At 69.2% G+C, this 20319-nt stretch carries 19 protein-coding genes; 8 read left to right on the top strand and 11 right to left on the bottom strand.

What is annotated here, in order from left to right:
- Positions 1 to 119: 119 nt before the first annotated feature.
- Genes ACFU95_RS18355 through ACFU95_RS18335 form a run of 5 tightly spaced genes read right to left on the bottom strand, consistent with a single transcriptional unit; the run spans position 120 to position 5947 of the window.
- A complete protein-coding gene (locus ACFU95_RS18355) occupies positions 120 to 1172 on the bottom strand; it encodes an ImmA/IrrE family metallo-endopeptidase (protein ID WP_383828378.1) in 1053 nt (350 codons plus the stop codon).
- Positions 1169 to 2074 (bottom strand): TniQ family protein, encoded by a 906-nt coding sequence (locus ACFU95_RS18350; RefSeq protein ID WP_383828376.1) that lies wholly within the window; start codon positions 2072 to 2074, stop codon positions 1169 to 1171. The genes ACFU95_RS18355 and ACFU95_RS18350 overlap by 4 nt, the downstream gene beginning before the upstream one ends.
- On the bottom strand, positions 2071 to 3111 hold the full coding sequence (locus tag ACFU95_RS18345; RefSeq protein WP_383828484.1) for an ATP-binding protein: 1041 nt from the start codon (positions 3109 to 3111) through the stop codon (positions 2071 to 2073). Before ACFU95_RS18345 ends, ACFU95_RS18350 begins: the two co-directional genes overlap by 4 nt.
- Positions 3105 to 5192 (bottom strand): Mu transposase C-terminal domain-containing protein, encoded by a 2088-nt coding sequence (locus ACFU95_RS18340; RefSeq protein ID WP_383828482.1) that lies wholly within the window; start codon positions 5190 to 5192, stop codon positions 3105 to 3107. Before ACFU95_RS18340 ends, ACFU95_RS18345 begins: the two co-directional genes overlap by 7 nt.
- Positions 5192 to 5947 (bottom strand): TnsA-like heteromeric transposase endonuclease subunit, encoded by a 756-nt coding sequence (locus ACFU95_RS18335; RefSeq protein ID WP_383828374.1) that lies wholly within the window; start codon positions 5945 to 5947, stop codon positions 5192 to 5194. The genes ACFU95_RS18340 and ACFU95_RS18335 overlap by 1 nt, the downstream gene beginning before the upstream one ends.
- A 388-nt stretch (positions 5948 to 6335) precedes the next feature.
- Between ACFU95_RS18335 and ACFU95_RS18330 the strand changes: the two genes are divergently transcribed.
- Positions 6336 to 6776 carry a hypothetical protein gene (locus ACFU95_RS18330; RefSeq protein WP_383828372.1) on the top strand — a complete coding sequence of 147 codons (441 nt, stop codon included), beginning with the start codon at positions 6336 to 6338 and terminating at the stop codon, positions 6774 to 6776.
- A 96-nt stretch (positions 6777 to 6872) separates the two neighbouring features.
- Entirely contained in the window at positions 6873 to 7559 is a 687-nt protein-coding gene (locus ACFU95_RS18325) for a hypothetical protein (protein WP_383828370.1), read from the top strand.
- Positions 7560 to 7638: 79 nt separating this feature from the next.
- Here ACFU95_RS18325 and ACFU95_RS18320 read toward each other — a convergent pair whose 3' ends face one another.
- The 4 genes from ACFU95_RS18320 to ACFU95_RS18305 form a co-directional block, all read right to left on the bottom strand.
- On the bottom strand, positions 7639 to 8712 hold the full coding sequence (locus ACFU95_RS18320; RefSeq protein WP_383828368.1) for a hypothetical protein: 1074 nt from the start codon (positions 8710 to 8712) through the stop codon (positions 7639 to 7641).
- Between the two features lie 177 nt (positions 8713 to 8889).
- Positions 8890 to 9591 (bottom strand): DUF317 domain-containing protein, encoded by a 702-nt coding sequence (locus tag ACFU95_RS18315; protein WP_383828480.1) that lies wholly within the window; start codon positions 9589 to 9591, stop codon positions 8890 to 8892.
- A 63-nt stretch (positions 9592 to 9654) separates the two neighbouring features.
- Positions 9655 to 9936, bottom strand: a complete 282-nt coding sequence (locus ACFU95_RS18310) for a hypothetical protein (RefSeq protein WP_383828478.1) — start codon at positions 9934 to 9936, stop codon at positions 9655 to 9657.
- 107 nt (positions 9937 to 10043) lie between these two features.
- Positions 10044 to 10415: a DUF317 domain-containing protein gene (locus tag ACFU95_RS18305; protein WP_383828366.1), complete on the bottom strand. Its 372-nt coding sequence runs from the start codon at positions 10413 to 10415 to the stop codon at positions 10044 to 10046.
- Between the two features lie 178 nt (positions 10416 to 10593).
- Between ACFU95_RS18305 and ACFU95_RS18300 the strand changes: the two genes are divergently transcribed.
- On the top strand, positions 10594 to 10932 hold the full coding sequence (locus ACFU95_RS18300; RefSeq protein WP_383828364.1) for a hypothetical protein: 339 nt from the start codon (positions 10594 to 10596) through the stop codon (positions 10930 to 10932).
- Here ACFU95_RS18300 and ACFU95_RS18295 read toward each other — a convergent pair.
- On the bottom strand, positions 10927 to 11658 hold the full coding sequence (locus ACFU95_RS18295) for a hypothetical protein (protein ID WP_383828362.1): 732 nt from the start codon (positions 11656 to 11658) through the stop codon (positions 10927 to 10929). The genes ACFU95_RS18300 and ACFU95_RS18295 overlap by 6 nt on opposite strands.
- A 242-nt stretch (positions 11659 to 11900) precedes the next feature.
- On the opposite strand from ACFU95_RS18295, the gene ACFU95_RS18290 reads away from it, so the two are divergent.
- From ACFU95_RS18290 to ACFU95_RS18275, 4 genes are all read left to right on the top strand, one after another.
- On the top strand, positions 11901 to 12560 hold the full coding sequence (locus tag ACFU95_RS18290; RefSeq protein ID WP_383828360.1) for a hypothetical protein: 660 nt from the start codon (positions 11901 to 11903) through the stop codon (positions 12558 to 12560).
- A gap of 7 nt (positions 12561 to 12567) precedes the next feature.
- A complete protein-coding gene (locus tag ACFU95_RS18285) occupies positions 12568 to 14088 on the top strand; it encodes a DNA polymerase Y family protein (protein WP_383828358.1) in 1521 nt (506 codons plus the stop codon).
- Positions 14081 to 17227 carry an error-prone DNA polymerase gene (locus tag ACFU95_RS18280; RefSeq protein WP_383828356.1) on the top strand — a complete coding sequence of 1049 codons (3147 nt, stop codon included), beginning with the start codon at positions 14081 to 14083 and terminating at the stop codon, positions 17225 to 17227. Before ACFU95_RS18285 ends, ACFU95_RS18280 begins: the two co-directional genes overlap by 8 nt.
- A gap of 176 nt (positions 17228 to 17403) precedes the next feature.
- Entirely contained in the window at positions 17404 to 18351 is a 948-nt protein-coding gene (locus ACFU95_RS18275) for a hypothetical protein (protein WP_383828354.1), read from the top strand.
- A 176-nt stretch (positions 18352 to 18527) separates the two neighbouring features.
- On the opposite strand, the gene ACFU95_RS18270 is transcribed toward ACFU95_RS18275, so the two are convergent.
- Positions 18528 to 19514, bottom strand: coding sequence for an ATP-dependent DNA ligase (locus tag ACFU95_RS18270; RefSeq protein WP_383828352.1), 987 nt, complete (start codon positions 19512 to 19514; stop codon positions 18528 to 18530).
- Positions 19515 to 19864: 350 nt separating this feature from the next.
- Here ACFU95_RS18270 and ACFU95_RS18265 point away from each other — a divergent pair, with 350 nt between their 5' ends.
- Complete coding sequence (locus tag ACFU95_RS18265; protein ID WP_216586389.1) at positions 19865 to 20107, top strand: hypothetical protein; 243 nt, start codon at positions 19865 to 19867, stop codon at positions 20105 to 20107.
- Positions 20108 to 20319 lie beyond the last annotated feature (212 nt).

Below are 20319 nucleotides of genomic sequence, written 5' to 3'. Positions count from 1 at the left end.
GCACCACACCCACCCCACACCAGTCTCAGTGCCGGTCGCGCTGGAGTCGGTCCGGGCCATGCTCCGTAACGAGGGCGCCTGGTGCCGGCTGGAGCAGCAGGGCACGTTCACCGTCCTTCCTACTCGTCGGCAGACGCGGGAGCCGCTGGCACCGTCGCCACCGGCCAGCGAGGAGGTTCGTCGATGTGGAGGGCGGTCAACTCGGCGGCGGAATCGATGGGAAGCCCGCTGGTTCGAAGACAAGCCACGGCTTTGGGCAGCAGCTGACTGTGTTCGTCGGGGCCGGGTCCGGCCGGGCCGTAGGGGGTGGTCTTGTCCCCGAGTCTCTGGATCGTAGATCGGTGGGACCACTCAGGCAGCAATTCCAGGTCGTGCAGGCGGTGGAGGACGCTGGCTGTGGTGACGCCCCATGTGCTGGCTGCTGCCGCTAAGCGGTCCGGAGTGGCGGTGCGGAGCATCGCGGCGATGACGGCGGTGCGGGGCATGAGGAAGGCGGAGGCGAACTGGACGGCCGCGGCGTGAGAGTCGCGGTGGCCGGGCCGACTTTGGCCCAGGACGAGTTGGCCGAGTTCGTACGCGAGGTGCTCCCGTGCCTGTTCGCCGGTCAGATGCGGTGGGAGGAAGACGAACGGTGTGCCGGTGTGGCGTGTGGAGAACGTTCCGACGTCGGCGCAGTCGAGTGGGAGTGCGAAGATGCGGACGCCGTTGGCTTCGAGGAGCGGGGTCAGCGGTCCACTGGGGGCGTCGCCCATCTGCCAGTGTGTCCGTAGCGCCTCGGCGGCGTGCTCTGGGTCATGTTGTGGCCATAGGGGGAGATTGGGGCACGGCAGCCACAGGTGCGTTTCCATCCAGGCAACGAGAGCGACGGTGAGTTCGGCGACGGCAACGGCGCTGTACTTGTTGCGGGCGCTGAGTCTGGTCGGGCTTCTCAGGCTCATCGCCTCGGGCGGAATCCGCCTGGGCGCAGGGGCCAAGAGGAATTCAGGGGTGACGTCCAAGGCGCTGGACAGCCGGTCCAGGGAATGCGGTGACGGATACTTCAGGCGGTTCTCGAAGTGAGTGAGGCTGTGTGTCGTCAGCTTCGAGGCGCGGGCGAGAGCCGCCAGCGTCATTCTGCGGCGGTGCCGCGCGAGGACGAGGCGTTCTCCGGTGAACGCGGGGATCACCGTCACCGGCGTACGGTCATCGGATCGGGGAGCGTGCGCCGACGGCGCTCTTTCGCGATCCAGCGCACCAGCGGGTCACTCTGGTCGTCGTAGTCGTAGTGGTAGTCGGGCAGGACGCGCGTGCGGACCTCGCCGATGAAGCGGCGCATGTCCGCCGGATCGCCGGTGAACGGGAGGTCTCCCAGGCCGGGTGCGGCCAGCAGCCCGGTCAGGGCGACCGTCTCGGGATAGGCACTGGCGATGACTCTGGGATCGTCGTCGTAAGCCGTCCAGCCGGGACCGCACAAAGCGGTCATCCGAATGTGCCGGGTCTGCGCGGGGACGTCGTACTCCCACCAGCCACGCATCATCTCAGTGGCCGCGCGCAGGGCGAGGACGACCGGTCGCCATCCGAGCCGGCGGCTCAAACGGTGATGGCGCCGCTGGGCATGGATGACCTCCGGAAACGTGTGGAGAGCAAATTGCGTAGCCCGGTCGTCCGTCCACCGGCGGTGCCGCACGCAGAGCCGGGTGCTGGCCGGGGCCCAGTGCAAGGGCCGGGGAAGTATCTCCGTGATGCCCTTGCGCCTCAGGCAGCTGCCGCAGGCGGGATGGAGCTTCCAGCCGCTGGCGGCTAGGCGGGCGCTGGCAGGCCCGGCCGGCTCGGTGCCGTCAGGAGGCTGCAGATCGGGGATGGCGCGCATCAGCCGGTCGGGTGGCTGGCCCGACAGGTCGCAGAGAGCATCCAGCAGGCTCCTGGGTTCGGGGGTGATCCGATGGGGATCGTCGAGGTGCTCCAGCAGGACCATCGGGGACAGGCGGTTCGCTCTGGCCAACCGTTTCAGGTAGGCGTCCCAGGACTCCCGGTGCAGTGGGGCGACGGTTCGGGGCAGCGCCGGGAGCCGGCGAGCCCCGAGGAGCCCAGTCATGCCGCGTCCCCGAGATCGCCGTGCCGCTGCTGCGGCCGGGGGTTGTCAGACTGGGTGTTGTGGTCGACCGGGACGGTGTGCAGCAGACGGCGGGTGATCTGCTCACTGCCGTCGGCGATGGCGCTGATCGCGCCAGCACGGATCAGGTGGGACACGCTGCTGATGCTGCCGCCGGTGCGCTGGTGCAGATACTTCGCCTGGCGGGCCAACGCCCCGGGCTCGTGTCGGTGCAGGCGGAGCGCGTGCTCCATGGTGGCGATCATCGAAGCCCATTGACTGCCGTACGGGAAGTTCGCGGTGTGCTGCATGACGCAGCGGGCGGCGATCTGCTTGCCGCGGACCCCGGTGAACAGACCTTCGCGCTCGACGTTGATGCCTGCGTAGACGAAGGTGGCCGGGATGTGCTCGGCGAAGTACTTCAGATGGTCGGACATGTCCTTCCCGGTGGAGGTGGCCATCTGGATGTTGTGGATCTCGTCGACCAGGACCAGGTCGCACTTGGCGTCGGTGAGGATCTCGCAGACCGCGTCGGCGATGTCCATCTCGTTGTGGCGGGACTTCAGCGGCAGTCCGAGGAAGTGCGCGAACCGGGTGGCGAGCTTGCGCGGCGATCCGTTGGGCGGGGCGGATACATAGAGCACCGGGATGCGGTCGTGGTCGGGGTAGCGCTGCCGCACTCGCAGTTCGTGGGCCCGGCCGAGCTGCTTGATAGCCGTGGACTTTCCCGTCGCCCACGGTCCCGAGACGATCAGACCGCGGCGGGCGCTGATCTCCCGCCGGTTCACCAAGGTCAGCAGGCGCCCCTGCCGCATGGTCTCCCGGATAGCCGGGGTCTCCACGATGATCAGCTCGGAGTGATAGTCGACGCGCGTCTCGTCGTACGCGTCCCGTTCCGGGCCTTTCAGCGACGCCCAGTCCTGCTCGGCCAGCAGCTCGAACTCCGGAGGGTCCTCGTTGACGAAACACCGCCAGTTCGGCAGCGTCGTGGTAGGCATCCGCCGTTTGTCGGGCATGCCGAAGTGCTCGGGTACTACCACCAACTCTTCGCCTCCTTGCGGGCATCGAAGACACGTAGCGGCACGACGTCTGCGACTCCCTCGTCGTCGTCAGCCTCCTCCGCTTGAGGTGCAGGCCGGGACACAGACTCCGGATCAGGCCGTGGCCAGGACGGCTCGGAAGCAGCACGGGTGCGGGCAGCTGCCCGCTCGGTCCGGCGGTTCCGGGACCGGCTGCGGCCCGACGCCGCCTCATCCGCATCTGCCGGACCGGTGCCCGCCCGTTCCAAGAGATCGCCCACGGCCTCAGTGATCGCCTCTTCGGTCACCGTGCCACCCTGCCGTTCACGCACATCCCTGGCAGAGTGATCCCAGGCCATCTCCCCGAACGGAACCGGCTGGGACGACAACAGCCTCCAGGGAACCGTGATCCAGGCGCCATCGCGGTGATCGTGCACCCAGACCACCCGGACGTCGTAGGGGTCGTGGCGTACTTCCCAGCGGTCCTTGTGATCGACTAGCCCGGACTTCTCCCGCCGCAGTCCGTCGAGCTCGTCACAGTTGTAGATGCGATGCTTGATCTTGATCCCGTAGGAGTTGACCGCCTGCCACCGCGTCGGCAGCAACTTCAGGTAGTCCTCGCCCGACAACGCCAGCGGCAGGTAACCGGCCGTCTCCACTAGCGCGGCGTACTTCTCGTTCGGTGAGAACGCTCGCCCCGGGGCGAGCGGGTCCCTCAGACCGTCGTGCGGCCGGTTCTGCCACCTTGCAGTGATCCACTCCTCCAGCAGTTCCTGCAACTGCGGCAGCGACCACAACGGCTCGTCCTCGACCCGCCGCCCGCGGTGCTCGGCGGAACGGCCGGTGTGGCCGGCGACGAACTGCGCGAACATCGTGGCCACCGACCCCAGCGTCCGCTCGATGTGAGGCTTGTGCGTCGGCGTCCTGAGCGGCGCATGAATCACCTCGGTGCCGAACGCGTCGCAGGCCAGGTGGAAGTTCTTCGACAAGAACGCCTTGCCGCCGTCCACCACGATCGCCTCCGGGATGATCAGCGGAACCGCCGCCGCGTGCCGCAGCCGCTCGTCCAGCGCGAGCAACCGCCGGTAGGGCAGCACCGACCGCTCCAGCCGCAGAGCTTCTGCCCACCCAGGGCGCATGGGCGCCGGTGTCACAGAGCGCGCCAGAAGCAAGGCCGCGTCGACCGACTTGGTCGTCGGTCGCAGCACCGCCGCGGTGACCGTGCGCGTAGCGACATCGACCAGCCCGGTCAGCTCGACCCTGCCGACCACGCCCTTGTCCAGCCGCACCAACGCGTCGAACGGGGTGGAGTCGATTTCCATCAGCTCACCCGGCCGGCAGACCGCAGCCTGGTCGAAAACCCCCTCGGGCTGGTTCGCCAGGGACCGGCGCGTGCGCGCCGAACCAGTGGTGTGCCGACCGCGTTCCAGACGCTGGAACAGCCGGTAGAACGCCGACCGCTTCGGCACCGCCTGCGGCCCGTACGTGTCCTTGACCGTCTTGCTGACGCGCTCGAAGTAGTAGCTGACCGTCCGGGTCGAGCTGTCCGTGGCCTGGCTCATCAGCTGCTGCAATTCGTTAACGACTTCGGGCCGGAGCTGACCGTGCACCGGCCGACGTGGCGCGTGCCGCCCGTCGACCATGCCCGCGATGCCCCGCTCCTGATGACGGCGCCGCCGCCAGCGCACCGTATGCGCACTGACCGGCCGCCCGAACTCCACCGACAACTCGGCGGCTTTCGCTGCCTCGCGCTCGGCCAGCGTCCGCATGGCCGGGTCGTACTCAGGCCGCGGCAAGGCGCCCTGCGGGGCGTCCGGCGGCAGTCCCGTACGCAGCTCGACCATGTGCCGGTGCCACCGCAAGGCGTCCTTGGCCTGCTCCTCCGGGACATGGTCCAGCAGCCCTGTGGGCATCACCCTCCGGCTACCCGAGCCGAGCACCTGGAAGCCGGGCAACATCATCAGCGTCGGCAGATGCATCGCGCTGGTGCCGCCGGCCTCATCCGCCAGACGTACCAACATGCCCGACAGTCCGGCGATCGTCTGCACCTTGCCGTCGAACCAGACCCGGTCGCCGGGCCGGACCACCAGCGGATTGCGCATCACCACGGCTCGTCACCCGCCTGTGATCGCCGGACCACGCAGGCGGGCCCCAGGACTTGGGACTCCACATCCGTGACCAACATCCCCCGCCAGAGCAGGTGATAGAGCACCGGCAGCACCGCGATCCGGTCCCCGGCCTCCTCCGCCCCGGCGAACAGCCGCCTCGGCTCGGCGAACACCTCCAGCAGCCGTCCGGCCGTCTCCTGCCGCCAGCACCGGGGATGGCCGTAACCCCGCAGCCAGCGCACGTTCGCCAACAAGACCGGACTGATCACCCCCACCCGCCGAAACGACCAGCCCGCCAGTGCACAGACCCGTTCGGTCGCCGCGAACGCCTGGGCGTCGTCCGGTTCGATCCGGTCGTCCGGACGGACGTCGACCACCACCGCGGCGCCACCGGCAAGACGGGCGAAGAAGTCCGGGACGTGTCCCAGCCGCCCCCGGCGCGTGGGCCAGATCAACCGGAACGGCTGCGACACCAGCCCAACCACCTGCGGATCGAAGTCCATCAGCATCGCGTGATCACGCTCCAGCCGGGACTCACACGCCAGCGACTTCCGCATCGTCGTCGACCAGTACTCCCGTGTCACCGACCGTTGCCTGCCGTACGTACGCACCTTCCGCACCGGCCCCAGCGACTCGAACCTCTCCGTCCACACCGCCGACAGAGCCTCACGACGGCGTACGCGCTCCCCATCGACGAACTCGACCTCGAAAGCCCCGTGCCCGACGTCCGCGAACGCCTCGACAGCCACCCAGCCCCCTCAACAGAGCGAACGACACAAGCCCTGATCAAGAGAGAGCCACGCCCGCCTTCCGGTCAGCAATGGATCAGCGTGCAAACCGCCCCTGAGAGCGAATACACGGCGGGACAAGCCGCGACGAGCGACAAGACACCGCGGGACGCCGAGCTCCGCCGTACCCGGCGAACGGCAATATGCCGCGGGACAAACAGGAATCTGAACAACTTCACCTGGGATAACGACAAGGTGACGAGGGACGGGACACCTGCCGCGAAGCGTCCGACGAAGAGCAAGGAGCGTCCCGCCAACTCCCGTTGAATTCAACAATCTTAGAGTTGCAGCAGGTCAGGGACTTGCGGCACTCTCCTTGTGCAGGCGAGACGACAGAGATGGAGACGGCATGTTCCGACGCAACCGAGCGGACCGAGAGTTCCGTGAAGCCCAGCGTGCCGGCCAGGCGCTGCTGGCCATGCACACCGAGTGGCCCGAGGCTCCCGCCCCGGTTGCTGCGCCGACCCCGGCCGCGCCGACCGACGCCACGGTGGTGCCCGACTTCCTGCCGCCGGAGTTCCGGGCACCGTGCCGCCAGGACGTCTCGGGCTTCATGATGCGCTGGGACCTGCCGCTCGTCATCGACGGCGAAGTCCACGCCTGTCACTGCGGTGCGTACCGGAACTGGATCGTCTTCAACATGCGCGACGACTCGGTGTGGCTGCGCTGCGAGGCCGGACACGAAGCGGAGGAGACCCGGCTGGACACCGCCTGGTACAACCGCAACTCCGGTCCGGTCGACCACTTCCACCCCACCCTCGAAGACGGCCTGCGCCACCTCGGCCACTGAAAACGCGAAACCCCTTCCCTCACCCCTGCGTTCGTCGGCACCCGGAGGGCCGACCCGGTCAGACCATCCGTCTCGCATCACCAAAGGGGTTTCCGTATGCGCCGCTCCACCACGACCGCCCTCGGCCTGAGCGCCGTCTGCATCACCTTCGCCCTGACCGGCTGCGCCGGCCATGCCGACTCGGCCGACTCCTCCGCCTCCGCACACCGGGGCGGCAGCACGCCCTCGGCATCCGCGCCGCTGTCGTCGGCCAAGCTGAACCAGCGGCTGCTGAACGAGAGCGACCTGGGCGAGGGCTACACCCGCAAGCCCGAGACCCCTCGGCACAACGACGACGTGACCGTCATCGGCTGCCCGGCGCTGGAGAAGCTCGGCGGCGACTCAGCCACCGGCTCCGGTCTCGACTTCGCCCGCAAGGCGAAGGTGTCCTTCGCCTACACCGGCAGCAGCTCCTCCGAGGTGAGCGAGGAGCTGTTCAGCGACAGCGCCTCGAAGCTGTCCACCGGCATCGGGAAGGTCTTCGACGCGATGCTCTCCTGCCCCTCGTACCAGGTGGCTTCGGGGAGCACGGTCGTCGACATGGGCACCGAGAAGTCGGCCGCGCCGGACCTCGGCGACGAGCAGTGGAGCCAGCTGCTCACCTTCTCCGCCGGCGGGCAGCGCAGCGTCGTCAAGCAGACGGCGATCCGCACCGGCAACGTCCTGGTGATCGTCTCCGGCTCGCCGGGCCTCGTGGACACGCACCTGGACAAGGCGCTCGCCAAGGTGCGCACCGTCCGCTGACCTGCTCCTCCACCTGCCCCGGTGTTCGGGCCTGTCTTTCCGACAGGCCCGGACGCCGGGGCTTTGTCGTACGCGGAGATCAGCCGTCGAGACGCAGTTCGCCTGGCTCGTAACGGAGTTGGAAGGTCTGCGCGTGCTCCCCGTCCATCCAGTACAGGGTCATGGTCGACAGCATGCTGCGCTTGACGTACCGGGTTCGCGCCGGCATTCCTTCGTCCTGCGCGACAATCCAGGCTTCCACCCGCTCTGGCAGACCGAACCGCAACGCATAGGCGTCGGGATGCTCCGCGGAGCGCAGCTCCCAAACAGGGTGTGACGCTGCCTGATTGATACGGCGCAGGCGGACCGCATGCGTGGGGTGCTCTCTCGCGTAGTCCACGAAGCCGTACAGGTCGTCCGAGGCCAGGCCCAGGACAAAGGGCGCGGCAGGAAAGGCCAGTACAAGGCCCAACTGGGAACGGCTGTACAGGGCCTGCGCGAGGTAGTCGAGTGGGCCGCGAATCGCATCGGGCAGTTCCACATCGCCCGAGTCCATTTCCAGCAGCGGGCCACGAAGATACGTCCGTATCTCGCGCACCTTCGGCCGCTCGGTGGGCGGAGTGGCTTCGAGTACCGCGTGAATTGTGTCGGCGGTGTTCTTGACGAGATTCCGCAGCACGTCGAAGTCCGGGGCGGAGAGGTCGATCAGGGATATCTGGTGAGCCAGCGCGTAGTCCTGCGCCTCCGGGCTGAAGCCGGACGTGGAGAAGATCGCGTAGCTGTAGCGGTAACGCGTCCGTGGCCGGCCGGTGCCCGGAGCAGTGAGCGTGGTGGTCTCACCCTCGTTGACGTCGTGGATCACACCGTGGCCGTTGCGGACGGTGGGCAGACCGACCGGGGCAGTGGTCAGGTACTTCGCCTCGACGAACAGGCGGACCGGGAGGGAGAACGGCGGGACATACCGGAACTGTCCGAGCGCGTCGACCTGGTGCCAGGCCCCGCGTCCTCGAACCAGCAGGCCGTTCTTGTCCTCCTTCAGGACCTTCCACGGCTCTTTGTCCTTGTCGTCGTCGGCCGTGAGGACTTCGAAGCCGCTGGAGCGCAACAGCCAGGCCAGCACCTCCTCCAGGAGGTAGCCGCGCAAGGGTCCTTTGCCGATCACTTTGCCTGCCACGGCGGTGATCCTACGTACAGCCTTGATCTTGGTTCCAGAGGGCCGTTCAGTGCGCCGATGCCGGTACGGCGAAGGCCCGGTGATGCCGCCCTCGTGAGGAGAGCGGCACCACCGGGCCTGGAAGAAGGGGCATCACGCCCGTCGATCTCCGCCGCGGTCGGCGGCTATGTACATCTGCTATCCGCGGCGGACGACGGTGAGACGGTCCTCTGCCCCCTCGGGCAGCACCCGGCGCGGTACCGGGCCAGGTGCTGCGAGCGAGGAGGCAAAGGCCGCGACCAGCTCGTGCGGGGCGCTCGCGCTGAAGCTCGCACACCACAGGTACGGAGCCCCCAGTACGGGCTCCGCCCATGCCTGCCACCCCAGAAGGTCATCGCGGGGGTCGGCGTCGTGGATGAGCGGCGGCAGAATCTCCAGCGAGACGTTCGTGGAGAAGCCCGGGTCCGTGGCGGTCGTACGCGGGCGGTCCATGTCGCGCAGCCACCCGCGGGCGGTGAGCGCGGTGAGTACCGCCTCGGCGTTCTCGAGCCCGGCATCGGGGGTCTCGCTCGCGTCGAGCGCGAGCAGGAAATCAGTGAGCGCCTCGTGCGGTACGCCGGCGGTGAAGTACGCGTTCCACTCGGTGAGCGCCGAGTCCGGGTGCGGGCGGGCCGACATCTGCCAGGCGACCGGGAGGCCGCCCAGCTCGAACGGGTAGGAGGCGAGGATCCACTCGGCGCCGCGCAGGCCGTCGGGGCTCACGTACAGCAGGGAGTTGCGGGACGTCGGCCACATGCACCAGCCGAGGTCGGTCAGGGTGTCGCCGATCCGCTCGGCGAGGACGCCGTCATCGCCGGCCAGGTGGCGCGGGACGACCCAAAACCTCGGGTCGGGCGAGATGGGGTGAGAAGGATCGATGGGGTGGTGCGGGTGCAGGGGCGCCTCCGTCAGTTCGAGGGTGGGTCAGTGGCCGTCGTTCGGCCGGGTGGCGCCGCGTCGGCGGCGCGGGGGTGCCTCGACCGGCCCCTGCCAGGCCAGGGCGACGGCCACGGCGGGCGGCAGGGGGCCGAACTGCTCGGCCTCCGGCGACTCGGCGATGTAGACCATCGGTCGGCCGTGCTCGTCCACCGACTTCTCCACGCCGCCCAGGCGGTGGGCCATGGGGAAGAAGGGGTTGATGGCGAGGCGGGCGGGTGTGTCACGGTCGAAGGCTGACAGTGCGTCGATGATGTCGCCGACGGTCATCTCGGGCGAGTGCGGGTCCAAAGCGTTCTCCTAGCAGTAGCGGACGAATCCGCGCGAGCAGGGGCAGGGTACGCGGGGTGCATATATAGGGAGGGCGGACGTGCCCGTCACAGGGGCCGGGAGGTGGACAGGATCCGGGCCGCGGCGTCGGCGACGATCTCCGCCGGCGTGTCCGTGGAGAAGGCGATCCGGTAGCCGGGGACGTTCGCGGTGCCGGTGACCGCGATGACCCAGCCCTCGCCGGTCACCCAGTCCTCGTCGGCGCCGCCTGGCCGGCCGTTCGGGAAGTAGCCGAGGTAGAACCGGCCGTCGCGCGAGCTGATGTGCACGTCGGCGCGGTCATCGACGATGTGGGTGAAATCGGCCTGCGAGAACTGGTCGATCACATCCATCGCCTGGCCGGCACCGAGCCTCCAGGAGCGGAGCCGCAAAGCGGAGACCGTGGTGGCGAATCCGGGTTGCGACGCATCCAATGCCACAGCATCACCTCTCTGACCTGGGATTTTCCGGAAGGTCGTTCAGGTTGGCATGCCGTTGCGACGTCCACCAGTCCTTTGGGGATCTTCCTCGTCTGCCACCGGCGAACTGCCACCCTTCGCGCCCGTCGACCACGGCGCGGGCTACTCGGTGAGACGGGCCCGTTACTCTCTGGCTGCTATGGAGATCCCGGAACCTGCCGGACCGCCGTACATCGATCCGGACCGCGAAGACCCGAGCCGCCCCGTCTGCGGGATCTGCCCAGCCACCCGGTACCCACGCGCGCAGTTCCTGGTCTACAACAGGCCGTCCTGGGAGTGCCCGTTCCATCCGGAGAACGGCCACCGCTACACCCACGACGAGACCGTGCCCGCCTGCGTCCACCCGGACAAGATCGGCCTGGAGCCCGACAGGATCGCCTCGCCGCCGAAGGCGCCGCCAGACCCGGGCGAGGCACCGACCGGCCGCCGGGGCTGGAGCTTTCCCTGGAGCGCCTCGCGGCGGCGCCGTTCCTCATGACGCCCCGGTCCGCCAGGAGGCACCGAGGGCCGCGAGCCGTCCTCGCAGCGCCCCGCGCTGCTCCTCCAGATCCTGCGAGGCAGGGGAGAGCAGATAGACGTTGTCCCGGTAGAGGCGGAACCCGAGGCTCTCCCACCCTTGGGCGATCTTGGCGTTCACGCGGTCCCACTCGGCCTGGTCCGTCAGCCGTCGACTGCTGAGGTCGGTAACGCCGGGCGAGCAGGCAACTGCCCGGCAGCCGGGCATGAGCCGATGGATCACCTCGCTGCCGAGTACGGCGGCGAGTCCGTGTCCACGCCACGCAGGATCCAGCGTCACCCGGTCCATGACGAGCAGCGCGGAGCCGACGTACTCCAGCAGCTCGCTGACCTCTCTGGTGAATGAGCCCGTCTCGGGATCGAGGAGGACCTGAGCGGTCTCGTACAGCTCCTCCGACTCCTCCTCCATGGCCCAGTAGGCGTTCCGGCCGCGGTCAAGGTGCACCCGGTAGAACGTCATCGACCCCACGGCGGCGTCCTCGACCGTGCACGAAGGGCACTCCGCGGTGGTGCAGTTGCTCGTGGCCGCCGACTCCTGGCCCGCGTCGTGCACACGCCGACGGTGGAGGACGGCCACGCTCCATCGCTCCAACGTGTCTGCCTGCGGGGTGTCCCAGAGTCCGTCGTCATAGGAGATGCGCAGGTACAGCTCGGTGGGATCGCCGGGCAGCGAGGAGGACTCGATCACTGCGGCAGCGTAGCGAGGCACGCTCGACTCGCCCGTCCCTCGGCGAGACCGCACGAGCTGCCACCGGCGGGCATACGCCGAGCGATTTCGGACGACGCGAGGCGAAAGGGCGTAAGCGGCTTGGCCGTTCGCAACCAGCGCTCCCCTCGACGGAGCCGTCGTGCAGCCGGCCGCGAGGCTCGTGCGAGCGGTGGGGCGTTCACCCGCTTGCATTTCTCGCACAAGGAATCGAACATGTGTTCATGCACGTCGTTTCGCCTGGTGAGCCAGGGACTCCGGAGGCGACCGGAGCCAAGTCCGGCACGCTCTCCAGCCTGCTCCCCGGCGGGAAGCTGCCCCACGGCGCGGTGGTGAGCGCCGGGGGCGACCTGCCCCTGCTGATCGCGTTGGCCGCGGAGGCCGCCGCAGACGGCGGGGCATGGGCAGCGGTCGGTCTGCCGCAGCTCGGCGGGCTGGCTGCGGCGGATGCCGGTCTGGACCTGGCGTGCGGGCTCGCCGTACCCGAGCCGGGACGGCGGTGGCCCGAGGTACTGGCGACAGTGTGCGAGGCGGCACCGGTGGTCTTGCTCGGCCCCGTGGGGCAGGTGGCTCTGCGGACCAGCCGTCGCTTTGCGGCCCGCCTGCGGCGTTCCGGCACGACGTTGCTGACCTGGCAGGACTGGCCGGAGGCGCAGCTGCGGCTGCGGGTGGCCGAGGCCCGCTGGGACGGGCTCGGGGACGGCTTTGGACTGCTCGCCGGCCGACGTGCCCGTCTGGTGGTGGCCGGCCGGGGTGTTGCGACGCAGCCGCGGCACGCCGAGGTGTGGCTGCCCGGGCCGGACGGCTCGGTGGAGCTGATCGCCGAGCCCGCTGCCCTCGCCGGCGCGGATGTGGTGCCGCTGCGGCCCGTCACCGCGGGGTGAGCCGAAGGTGCGTGCACTAGCGGTCTGGATGATGGACTGGCCCGTGGTGGCCGCGGGCGCGGATCACGACGAACCCGTGGCGGTCATCGCGCGGGAGCGGGTGCTGGCCTGTTCGAGGGAAGCCCGCCGACAGGGCGTACGGCGCGGGATGCGGGTACGCCAGGCATCCGGACGCTGCCCCCAGCTCAGGCTGCTCGACCGGGACCCCGAAGCAGAGACGCGGGCCTTCGAACCGGTGCTGCGGCTGCTGGAGAAGCGCGTCGCTCCGCACATGGAAGTCCTGCGGCCCGGCCTGATCGCCGTGCCCGCTCGCGGACCCGCCCGCTATTTCGGCGGCGAGCCGGCCCTGGTGGAACACCTCACATGCGTGCTCACCGGTGCCGGGGTCGAATCACGTACGGGAGCTGCGGACACCGTGTTCGCTGCCGCCCTGGCGGTGCGGGCCGGGCAGGTCGGGGTCCTGGTGCCGGCCGGGCAGACCGCGGACTTTCTGGCCCCGTATCCGGTGGGGGTGCTGGGCCGCCCGCGGCTGTCGCAGCTGCTGCCCCGCCTGGGCATCACCACCTTGGGGGCGTTCGCGGCGCTACCGGGTGACCGAGTGCTGGCCCGGTTCGGACACGACGGCGCCGCGGCACAACGCACCGCCCGCGGCCAGGAGGCCCGGCCGCTCAACACCTCCGGGGTGGAGAGTGACTACAGCGTGGCCGAGGCGTTCGAGCCGCCCGAGGACAATCTTGAGCCGGTCACGTTCCTCGCCAAAGCCCTCGCCGAACAGCTTCACTCCCGCCTCGCGCAGGCCGGCGCGGTGTGCGCCAGGCTGCAGGTCGAAGTGAGCCTCACGAGCGGGCTGCGCCTGTCGCGGCTTTGGCGACACGAGGGCCGGCTGTCGGCGCTGGCGGTGGCCGAACGGGTGCGCTGGCAGATCGCCGCCTGGGCCGAGACCCGGCAGCTCAACGACGCCGCGGCAGGGATCAGCACACTGCGGCTGGTCCCGGAGGGACTGTCGGCGGCGACCGGGCGGCAGTCGTTGTTGTTCGGGCCACGGATTGCGCCGGAGGAGTTGGAGCACGCCGCGGGGCAACTGCAAGCAATGCTCGGACACCGCGCGGTGGTACGTCAGGAATTCGCCGGAGGCCGCGGTCCGGGCGAGCGCATCGTGGACATCCCGTACGGCGATGCGCGTCCGCGCCCGTTGGTCGAGGGGACGTGGCCGGGACGGCTGCCGGCCCCGCATCCGGCGGTCGTCTACCCCACCCCGCGCCCTGCTCAGCTGGTCGGGGCGGATGGCGGCCCGGTCGGGGTGAGTGGACGCACCCTGCTCACCCAGGCACCGGCCGCGCTGTCCGTCGACGGCGCCGCGCCGGTGGCGGTGACCGGGTGGACCGGACCGTGGCCAGTGCTGGAGGACTGGTGGATCCCCGCCCAGGCCCGCCGCCTTGCGCGTCTTCAGGTCGCCTGCGCGGACGGCCGTGCCTGGTTGCTCCACATCCTGGACGGCCGATGGGCGGTGGAGGCCCTCTATGGCTGACCGTCGCGGGAGGGTACTGAACTTCCCCACCACGCGCACCCTGCCGACGCCCGGCCGGGCTTGGACGGAATTGCACGTCCACTCCGCCGGCTCGTTCCTCTTCGGCGCCAACCACGTGCAGGAGCTGGTCGCCGAAGCCGACCGCCTGGGCATCGAGGCCCTGGCGATCACCGACACCAACGGGCTCTACGGCGCGAGACGTCTGGCTGAGGCCGCGAGCGACTACGGCATCGGCACCATCTACGGCGCCGAACTCACCCTCGACCAGGGCCTCGGGTCGATCGTGGTGATCGCCCGCAGCCTGCTGGGCTTCACCCGCCTGTCTGCGGCCATCAGCGCCGGGCAGCTGGCCGGCGCCAAGGGCGCCCCGCTCTACGACCTGGACGCGCTCTCGGCTGCCGCGTACGAAGGAGAGTGGGCGATCCTCACCGGCTGCCCCGTCATCGGCGAGGCGGCGTACGACACCGACGCCATCCATGCCCGGATGGACCGGCTGGTGGACCTCTTCGGCCGCACCCACCTGCACGCCGAACTCGTCGATCACCGGCTGCCCGAAGACGGCCCGCGCAACGCCGCCGTGCACGCGGTGGCGCAGCGATGGCGACTGCCGGTGGTGGCCACGAACGCGGTCCGGTACGCGGCCCCGCGTTCTGCGCGGCTGGCGGCGGCGCTGACCGCGCTGCACCGCCGCGAGAACCTCGACACCGCGATCGGGGAGTTGCCGCTGGCCCCGACGGCGCATCTGCGCACCGCCGAGGAGATGCGCATCCTCATGGCCCGCTACCCGCAGGCCATCGCATCCGCCGTCGACCTCGCCCGCAGCAGCGTCATCGACCTGAGCAAACTGCGCCCGCAGCTGCCGGACTTCGAGGTGCCCGCCGGGCACACCCCCGACAGTTATCTGCGCCACCTCGCGGAAGAAGGCTGCGCCCGCCGGTACGGGCCGCGCACCGACCCGGCAGCCGGGGCGGCGTGGAAACAGCTCGACTACGAACTGTCCGTGATCACCGACATGGGCATGCAGGGCTACTTCTTGATCTGCTGGGACATCACGCGGTACGCGGCCGAGCAGGGGATCTGGTGCCAGGGGCGCGGCAGCGCCGCCTCCTCGGTGGTCTGCTACGCGCTGGGCATCACCTCCGTCGATGCACTCAAACACGGACTGCTCTTTGAGAGATTTCTGCACGCAGAAAAGACCGACCCGGACATCGACATCGATTTCGAGAACGACCGCCGGGAGGAGGTGATCCAGTACCTGTATGCCAAATACGGCCGGTCGCACTGCGCACAGGTGGCGAACCTCATCACCTACCAACCCCGCCTGAGTGTGCGGGATTCAGCACGCGCCCTCGGCTACCCCATGGCACGGATCAACGAGATGACCCGCCATATTCACCACGAGCCACCCGGACCCGAGGCCGACATCCCCGACGACGTGCGCTCCCTCGCGGGGCAACTGCATACTCTGCCGCGACATTTGGGTATCCATGTCGGAGGGATGGTGCTGACCCGCCAGCCCATCGGGGAAATCATGCCGGTCGAATGGGCCACCCGAGAAGGCCGCTCGGTACTGCAAGGCGATAAAGACGATGTGGCCGCCGCCCATCTTCTGAAAATTGACATCCTGGGCTTGGGCATGCTGGCCGCCTTGCACACCGCATGCGACCTCATTGCCGAACACCACGGAATCAGCCTGGACATGGCCTCGATCCCGCAGGACGACCCGGACGTGTACGCCATGATTGCCGCAGGCCGGACCATAGGCGTGTTCCAGGCCGAGTCGAGGGCGCAGGTCTCGACCCTGCCGCAGCTTCAGCCACGGTGTTTCGAGGACCTTGCGGTGGCCGCCTCCATCATTAGGCCGGGCCCCATTCAGGCCGGATCGAAGCATCCGTATTTGCGGCGGCGGGCCGGCCTGGAGCCCGTCACCTATCCGCATCCGCTCGCCGAACCAGCGCTAGCCAAGACTCTCGGGGTCGCTTTGTGGCAGGAGCAGGCCATGGCCCTGGCCGTCGACTGTGCTGATTTCACCCCGGGCGAGGCGGACCGTCTCCGTAAGGCGATGGCCGCCAAGCACTCTCCCGAAAAGGTGGCACAGCTGCGCGGACGACTGCTTGCCGGGATGGCCGCCAAGGGAATCAGCCAGGCCGCCGCCGAGCGCATTGTGGGCATAATTGAAGCGTTTTCGGATTATGGATTTCCGCAGTCTCACGCCCAGTCGATGGCGGGCATCATTTATGCCAGCGCCTGGGTGAAGTACCACTTTCCGCACGCCATGCTGGCGGGGATCATGGCGCATCTCCCGATGGGGTTCTACGACTCCCAGACCCTCATTCAGGATGCCAAGCAGCACGGCATCGAGGTCCGGGGTGTCGACATTCAGTGCTCCGGTGTGCACGCCACGCTTGAGCTCCACGCCGATCAGCCGGAGCGGCGGCCGGCGATCCGCCGCGGACTGACCTCCGTGACCGGGGTCAGCGAGGAGATCGCCGAGCGGATCCTGACCGCGCGCGGCGCCGTGACGTTCCGCTCGGTGGCCGACGTCGCCCGCCGTACGCGGCTGTCGGCGAAGCTGATGGAGCAGCTGGCCACCGCCGGGGCGTTCGATGGCCTCGGCGTGGACCGGCGCACCGCCCTGTGGTCGACCGGCGCCTATACGGGCGAGATCCAGGACGTCCTTCCCGGGTTGGACAATCTGGCGCCCGCGCCGCAATTGCCGGTCATGACCGCGGCCGAGGCCACTGCTGCCGACCTCGATGCCTCGGGCGCCAGCGCCACCGCCCACCCGGCGCAGCACCTGCGTGCTCTGCTGGCCTCGCACGGGGCGCTGCCTGCGTGCGAGGCCCGTGACCTGGCCGATCAGACCCGGGTGCGGGTCGGCGGACTGGCCAAGTACATCCAACGGCCCCCGACCGCCAAGGGAGTTGCGTTCGGCGCCCTGGAAGATGAGACCGGCATGATCAACCTGGTCTTTTCTCCCCCGGTCTGGGAACGCACGCGAGAGGTGGTCCTCGGCGCCCCTGCGGTGCTGCTGGAGGGCCATATCGAACGTGATCGTGGCTCTGTCAACATGATCGTGCACCGCGCGCACGCCGTGACGGGCCCTGCTCGTGCTCATCAGCCAGGGCGCTTCAGGTGACCATCCATGGGAAGCAGCGGTTCGCCCGCTGCGCCCCACCGGATCTGTGCGACATCCCGGGAGTTCTCCTGAGCCAAATCAGCGCGCTGGCACTGGGCGCGCAGACCTACCTTCGTTCGGATCCTCCAGTCGGTACAGCAGGGCGATGGGCGCGGCCGACAGGCCATCATCAGGGTGTGACCTCCGAGATGACGCCGCACGCCGCGAGCGATGCCGCGGCCACCCGCCTCCTTGCCGCGCACGCCGCCCCGCGCTCGCGCACCGTGGACGACCACATGTTCTGCGGCAGCGAACAGCATCCGGCGCCCGGTACCTTCCGACTGCAGCTGTTCACCGCAGCCGACGTTCGGCCCGTCGCACTCGTCGTCCAGACCCTGGAGAGCGGGCCGAGCCTGGTCAACAGGGCAGAGGAGTACGCCCTTTCAGTCTGGCGATGCCACCGGCCCGACGACGTCGAGCCGCCCCTGTGGATCCAGCGGCAGCTCGACGATCTCGACGATGACACCAGCCCCTTCCAGCTGGTGACCTTCGAGGTCACCAGCGACCACGAGCTCGCCGCCCCCCGCTGGCACCGGCTTACAGACGCGCAGGTCGAACAGCTCCTGGGGCAAAGGGCCGATGGTGGTCGTGGCGACGGCTACCGGCCGCCGGCTGCCGAACCTGAGGAGATCCCGGTCTACGAGATCACGCCCCTCGCCGCACTGCCTCAGCCCCGCCCTTTCCGCCAGCCCTCCTGCATGCCCGGTACGCGCAGCTGGCGCCGCCTGCTGTTCTGGCGCACTTACCCGGCCCGGCCAGCACTGTGTTGCTGGTACCACCAACAGGACTGGACAAGGCTCTCCGACACGGCCACTGCGCTGGTCGAGGCCGCCCAGAATGACGGCGTCACCGGACCCGACATCGCGTCTTACGTGCTGGACAAGGCCCAGGCCGCCGGTCTCAGCGACGGCGATGTCGACGCGCTGCACACTCTGTTCTCCCCCGCCCTGGGCATCTGTGCGACCAGCGGCTTCACCAACGGCCAGCACCGCGTCCAGGCCATGCGCGACCAAGGAGTAAGCCGCACCGTCACCGTCCGCTGGCACACACCCGAACCCCCGCCCTCCGAATCAGAGCCCTGCTGATCCGTGTCGCTCCTCCCGGGCTCCAGCTGGCCCACGCGCGCCGTTCGGTGCAGCTCAAAGAGTGGGCCAGGGGGCGACGCCGTACAGCTGATCCACGACCGCCGGTGACCAGCGGGTGCGCACGTTGTTCGACGGGCTGGGATTTCCGGTCCCTGCGTGACCGCCGCCCGGGGCCATCAGGTGCCGAAGGGCGGAACCTGCTGCACGGCGAGATCGTCGCGCAGCCGCAGAAATCGCACGGGATGGCGGTAGACACCGTCGTCGACTGCGGTGTCGGCCCCGAACTCCGCCACCAGGTCGAGGCGTACGGTGTGGTACTCCAGCTCGCCGCGAGCACCCCAGCCGGCACTGAAGCGGCGCCCGTGCCAGGGGTGATCGAGGTCGGCTGGGTGCAGCCGCCGAGCAAGCTCGCGTCGTACGACGGTGGGCAACGCGGTCGTGCGGGCGATCATCCGCAGACGGCCCACGGCGTCGTACCGGGCCAGCAGCAGCGTGGACGGGGCCGTCAGTGCCCCGGTGACTCCGGCGACCAGCGCCTCGGAGGTGGTGCGAGAACGGATCTTGATCCAGGCACGCTTGCCAGGGAGGTACGGCTGCTCGCCGCCCTTGATCACGACGCCCTCGATCCCGGCCGTCCCCCAGGCCGGGTCCAGCCAGTCCGACGCGGTCGCCCAGTCGTCGGTGGCGGGGCACAAGGCGAAAGGAGCGACAAGCTCGTCTCGGGCAAAAAGGTCCTCCAAGATCGCGCGTCGTTCGCGGTAGGGCCGGGCGAGCAGCTCGGTACCCCCGGTTTCCAGGACATCGAAAACGATCAGGTAGGCGGGGCGTTCGGCTGCGGCTTCGACGGCGCTGCGGCCACGGCGGCGGGCACGGCGCTGCAACTCCGCGAAGTGCAGCCGCCCCTCGTGCGGCACGACGAGCTCACCGTCCAGTACCAGCGCCTCGCTCAACTCAGTGGCCGCGGCGGCGATGTCGGGAAAGGCTCCGGTGAGGTCCGCACCCTGGCGGGACTGGAGCATGATCAGGCCGGGACGAGCGAAGAGAATCACCCGGAAGCCGTCCGCCTTCTGTTCCGCGGTCCAGTTCCGCGGCAGCGCCTGCTCCGGGGGCAGCTGCCGCCGGGCCTCGGCGAGCATCGGCTCGATCGGGGGAATCAGGGCCACACCGTCACATCTACGCGAAACCGCCCCGGCTCGCGCGTTGGCGGACCCGAATGAGCCCAGGCCAGGACCGTGATGATGGGGAGGTGCGCCTGCGGGCCGGTAGGAGACGGCGACGCTGCGCAGGGCATGGCTTTCGAGGGTGAGCTGACCGATGACCTCCCCGTACGGGGTGAGGTTCCGGCACAGGCCGGCGGTCTCCTTCCGTAGCTGGCGGAGCTGCTCCCGCTTCCTCTCGTCGACCTTCGAAAACCCCTTGAACAGGCCCTGACAGAAGTTATCCACAGGGTGGTGCACGGGTGTGGACTAAGTCGTACGGTGCTGAGAAATGATCACGAGCACGGGGGTGTGCGATGCGGTACGGCGTGGTGGTGGAGGAGCTGGCGTCCGACGTGATGGGAGAGCTGCCCTCAGAAGCACGACGCGAGGTCCTGGAACTCGTCGAACGTGTGCGCGCGGCCCCGAGAGCATGGCCGGACGTACGCGACCCCGGCAGCAACGAAGAGATCCGTGAGGCGTTCGGACACCGTTGCTGGATTCAGTACATGCCCCATGACGGGGCCATCGAGGTCCGCGAGATCGGCTGGGCTGGATAGAGGCGCCAGGCCGCTCATGCGTCCGGACATCGTGGGCCCTCCCCATCTGCGACTGCGGGAATCCACTCGCGACACGGCTCCTGAAGGGCCGCCCAGGAGCGTCGATCACGTCCACGAGCCAGACGGGACAAGGCAATCAGCTCGTTCTCCAACCGCCAGTGTGCCGACCGGCCGCGTCCCCGCACGAAGGGATCGCCGGTCAGGTGCCCGAT

The sequence above is a fragment of the Streptomyces sp. NPDC057623 genome (assembly GCF_042800355.1).
Taxonomy (GTDB): Bacteria; Actinomycetota; Actinomycetes; order Streptomycetales; family Streptomycetaceae; genus Streptomyces.
This window is presented reverse-complemented; position numbering and strand designations above follow the sequence as displayed.

Bases quoted from the DNA above. Each gene is read 5' to 3' on its own strand.
- ACFU95_RS18325 (WP_383828370.1), top strand. From the start codon at position 6,873: ATGCGCCGCTCCACCACGACCGCCCTCGGCCTGAGCGCCGTCTGCATC.
- ACFU95_RS18330 (WP_383828372.1), top strand. From the start codon at position 6,336: ATGTTCCGACGCAACCGAGCGGACCGAGAGTTCCGTGAAGCCCAGCGT.
- ACFU95_RS18300 (WP_383828364.1), top strand. From the start codon at position 10,594: ATGGAGATCCCGGAACCTGCCGGACCGCCGTACATCGATCCGGACCGC.
- ACFU95_RS18280 (WP_383828356.1), top strand. From the start codon at position 14,081: ATGGCTGACCGTCGCGGGAGGGTACTGAACTTCCCCACCACGCGCACC.
- ACFU95_RS18310 (WP_383828478.1), bottom strand. From the start codon at position 9,936: ATGACCGTCGGCGACATCATCGACGCACTGTCAGCCTTCGACCGTGAC.
- ACFU95_RS18340 (WP_383828482.1), bottom strand. From the start codon at position 5,192: ATGCGCAATCCGCTGGTGGTCCGGCCCGGCGACCGGGTCTGGTTCGAC.
- ACFU95_RS18350 (WP_383828376.1), bottom strand. From the start codon at position 2,074: ATGACTGGGCTCCTCGGGGCTCGCCGGCTCCCGGCGCTGCCCCGAACC.
- ACFU95_RS18290 (WP_383828360.1), top strand. From the start codon at position 11,901: ATGCACGTCGTTTCGCCTGGTGAGCCAGGGACTCCGGAGGCGACCGGA.
- ACFU95_RS18265 (WP_216586389.1), top strand. From the start codon at position 19,865: ATGCGGTACGGCGTGGTGGTGGAGGAGCTGGCGTCCGACGTGATGGGA.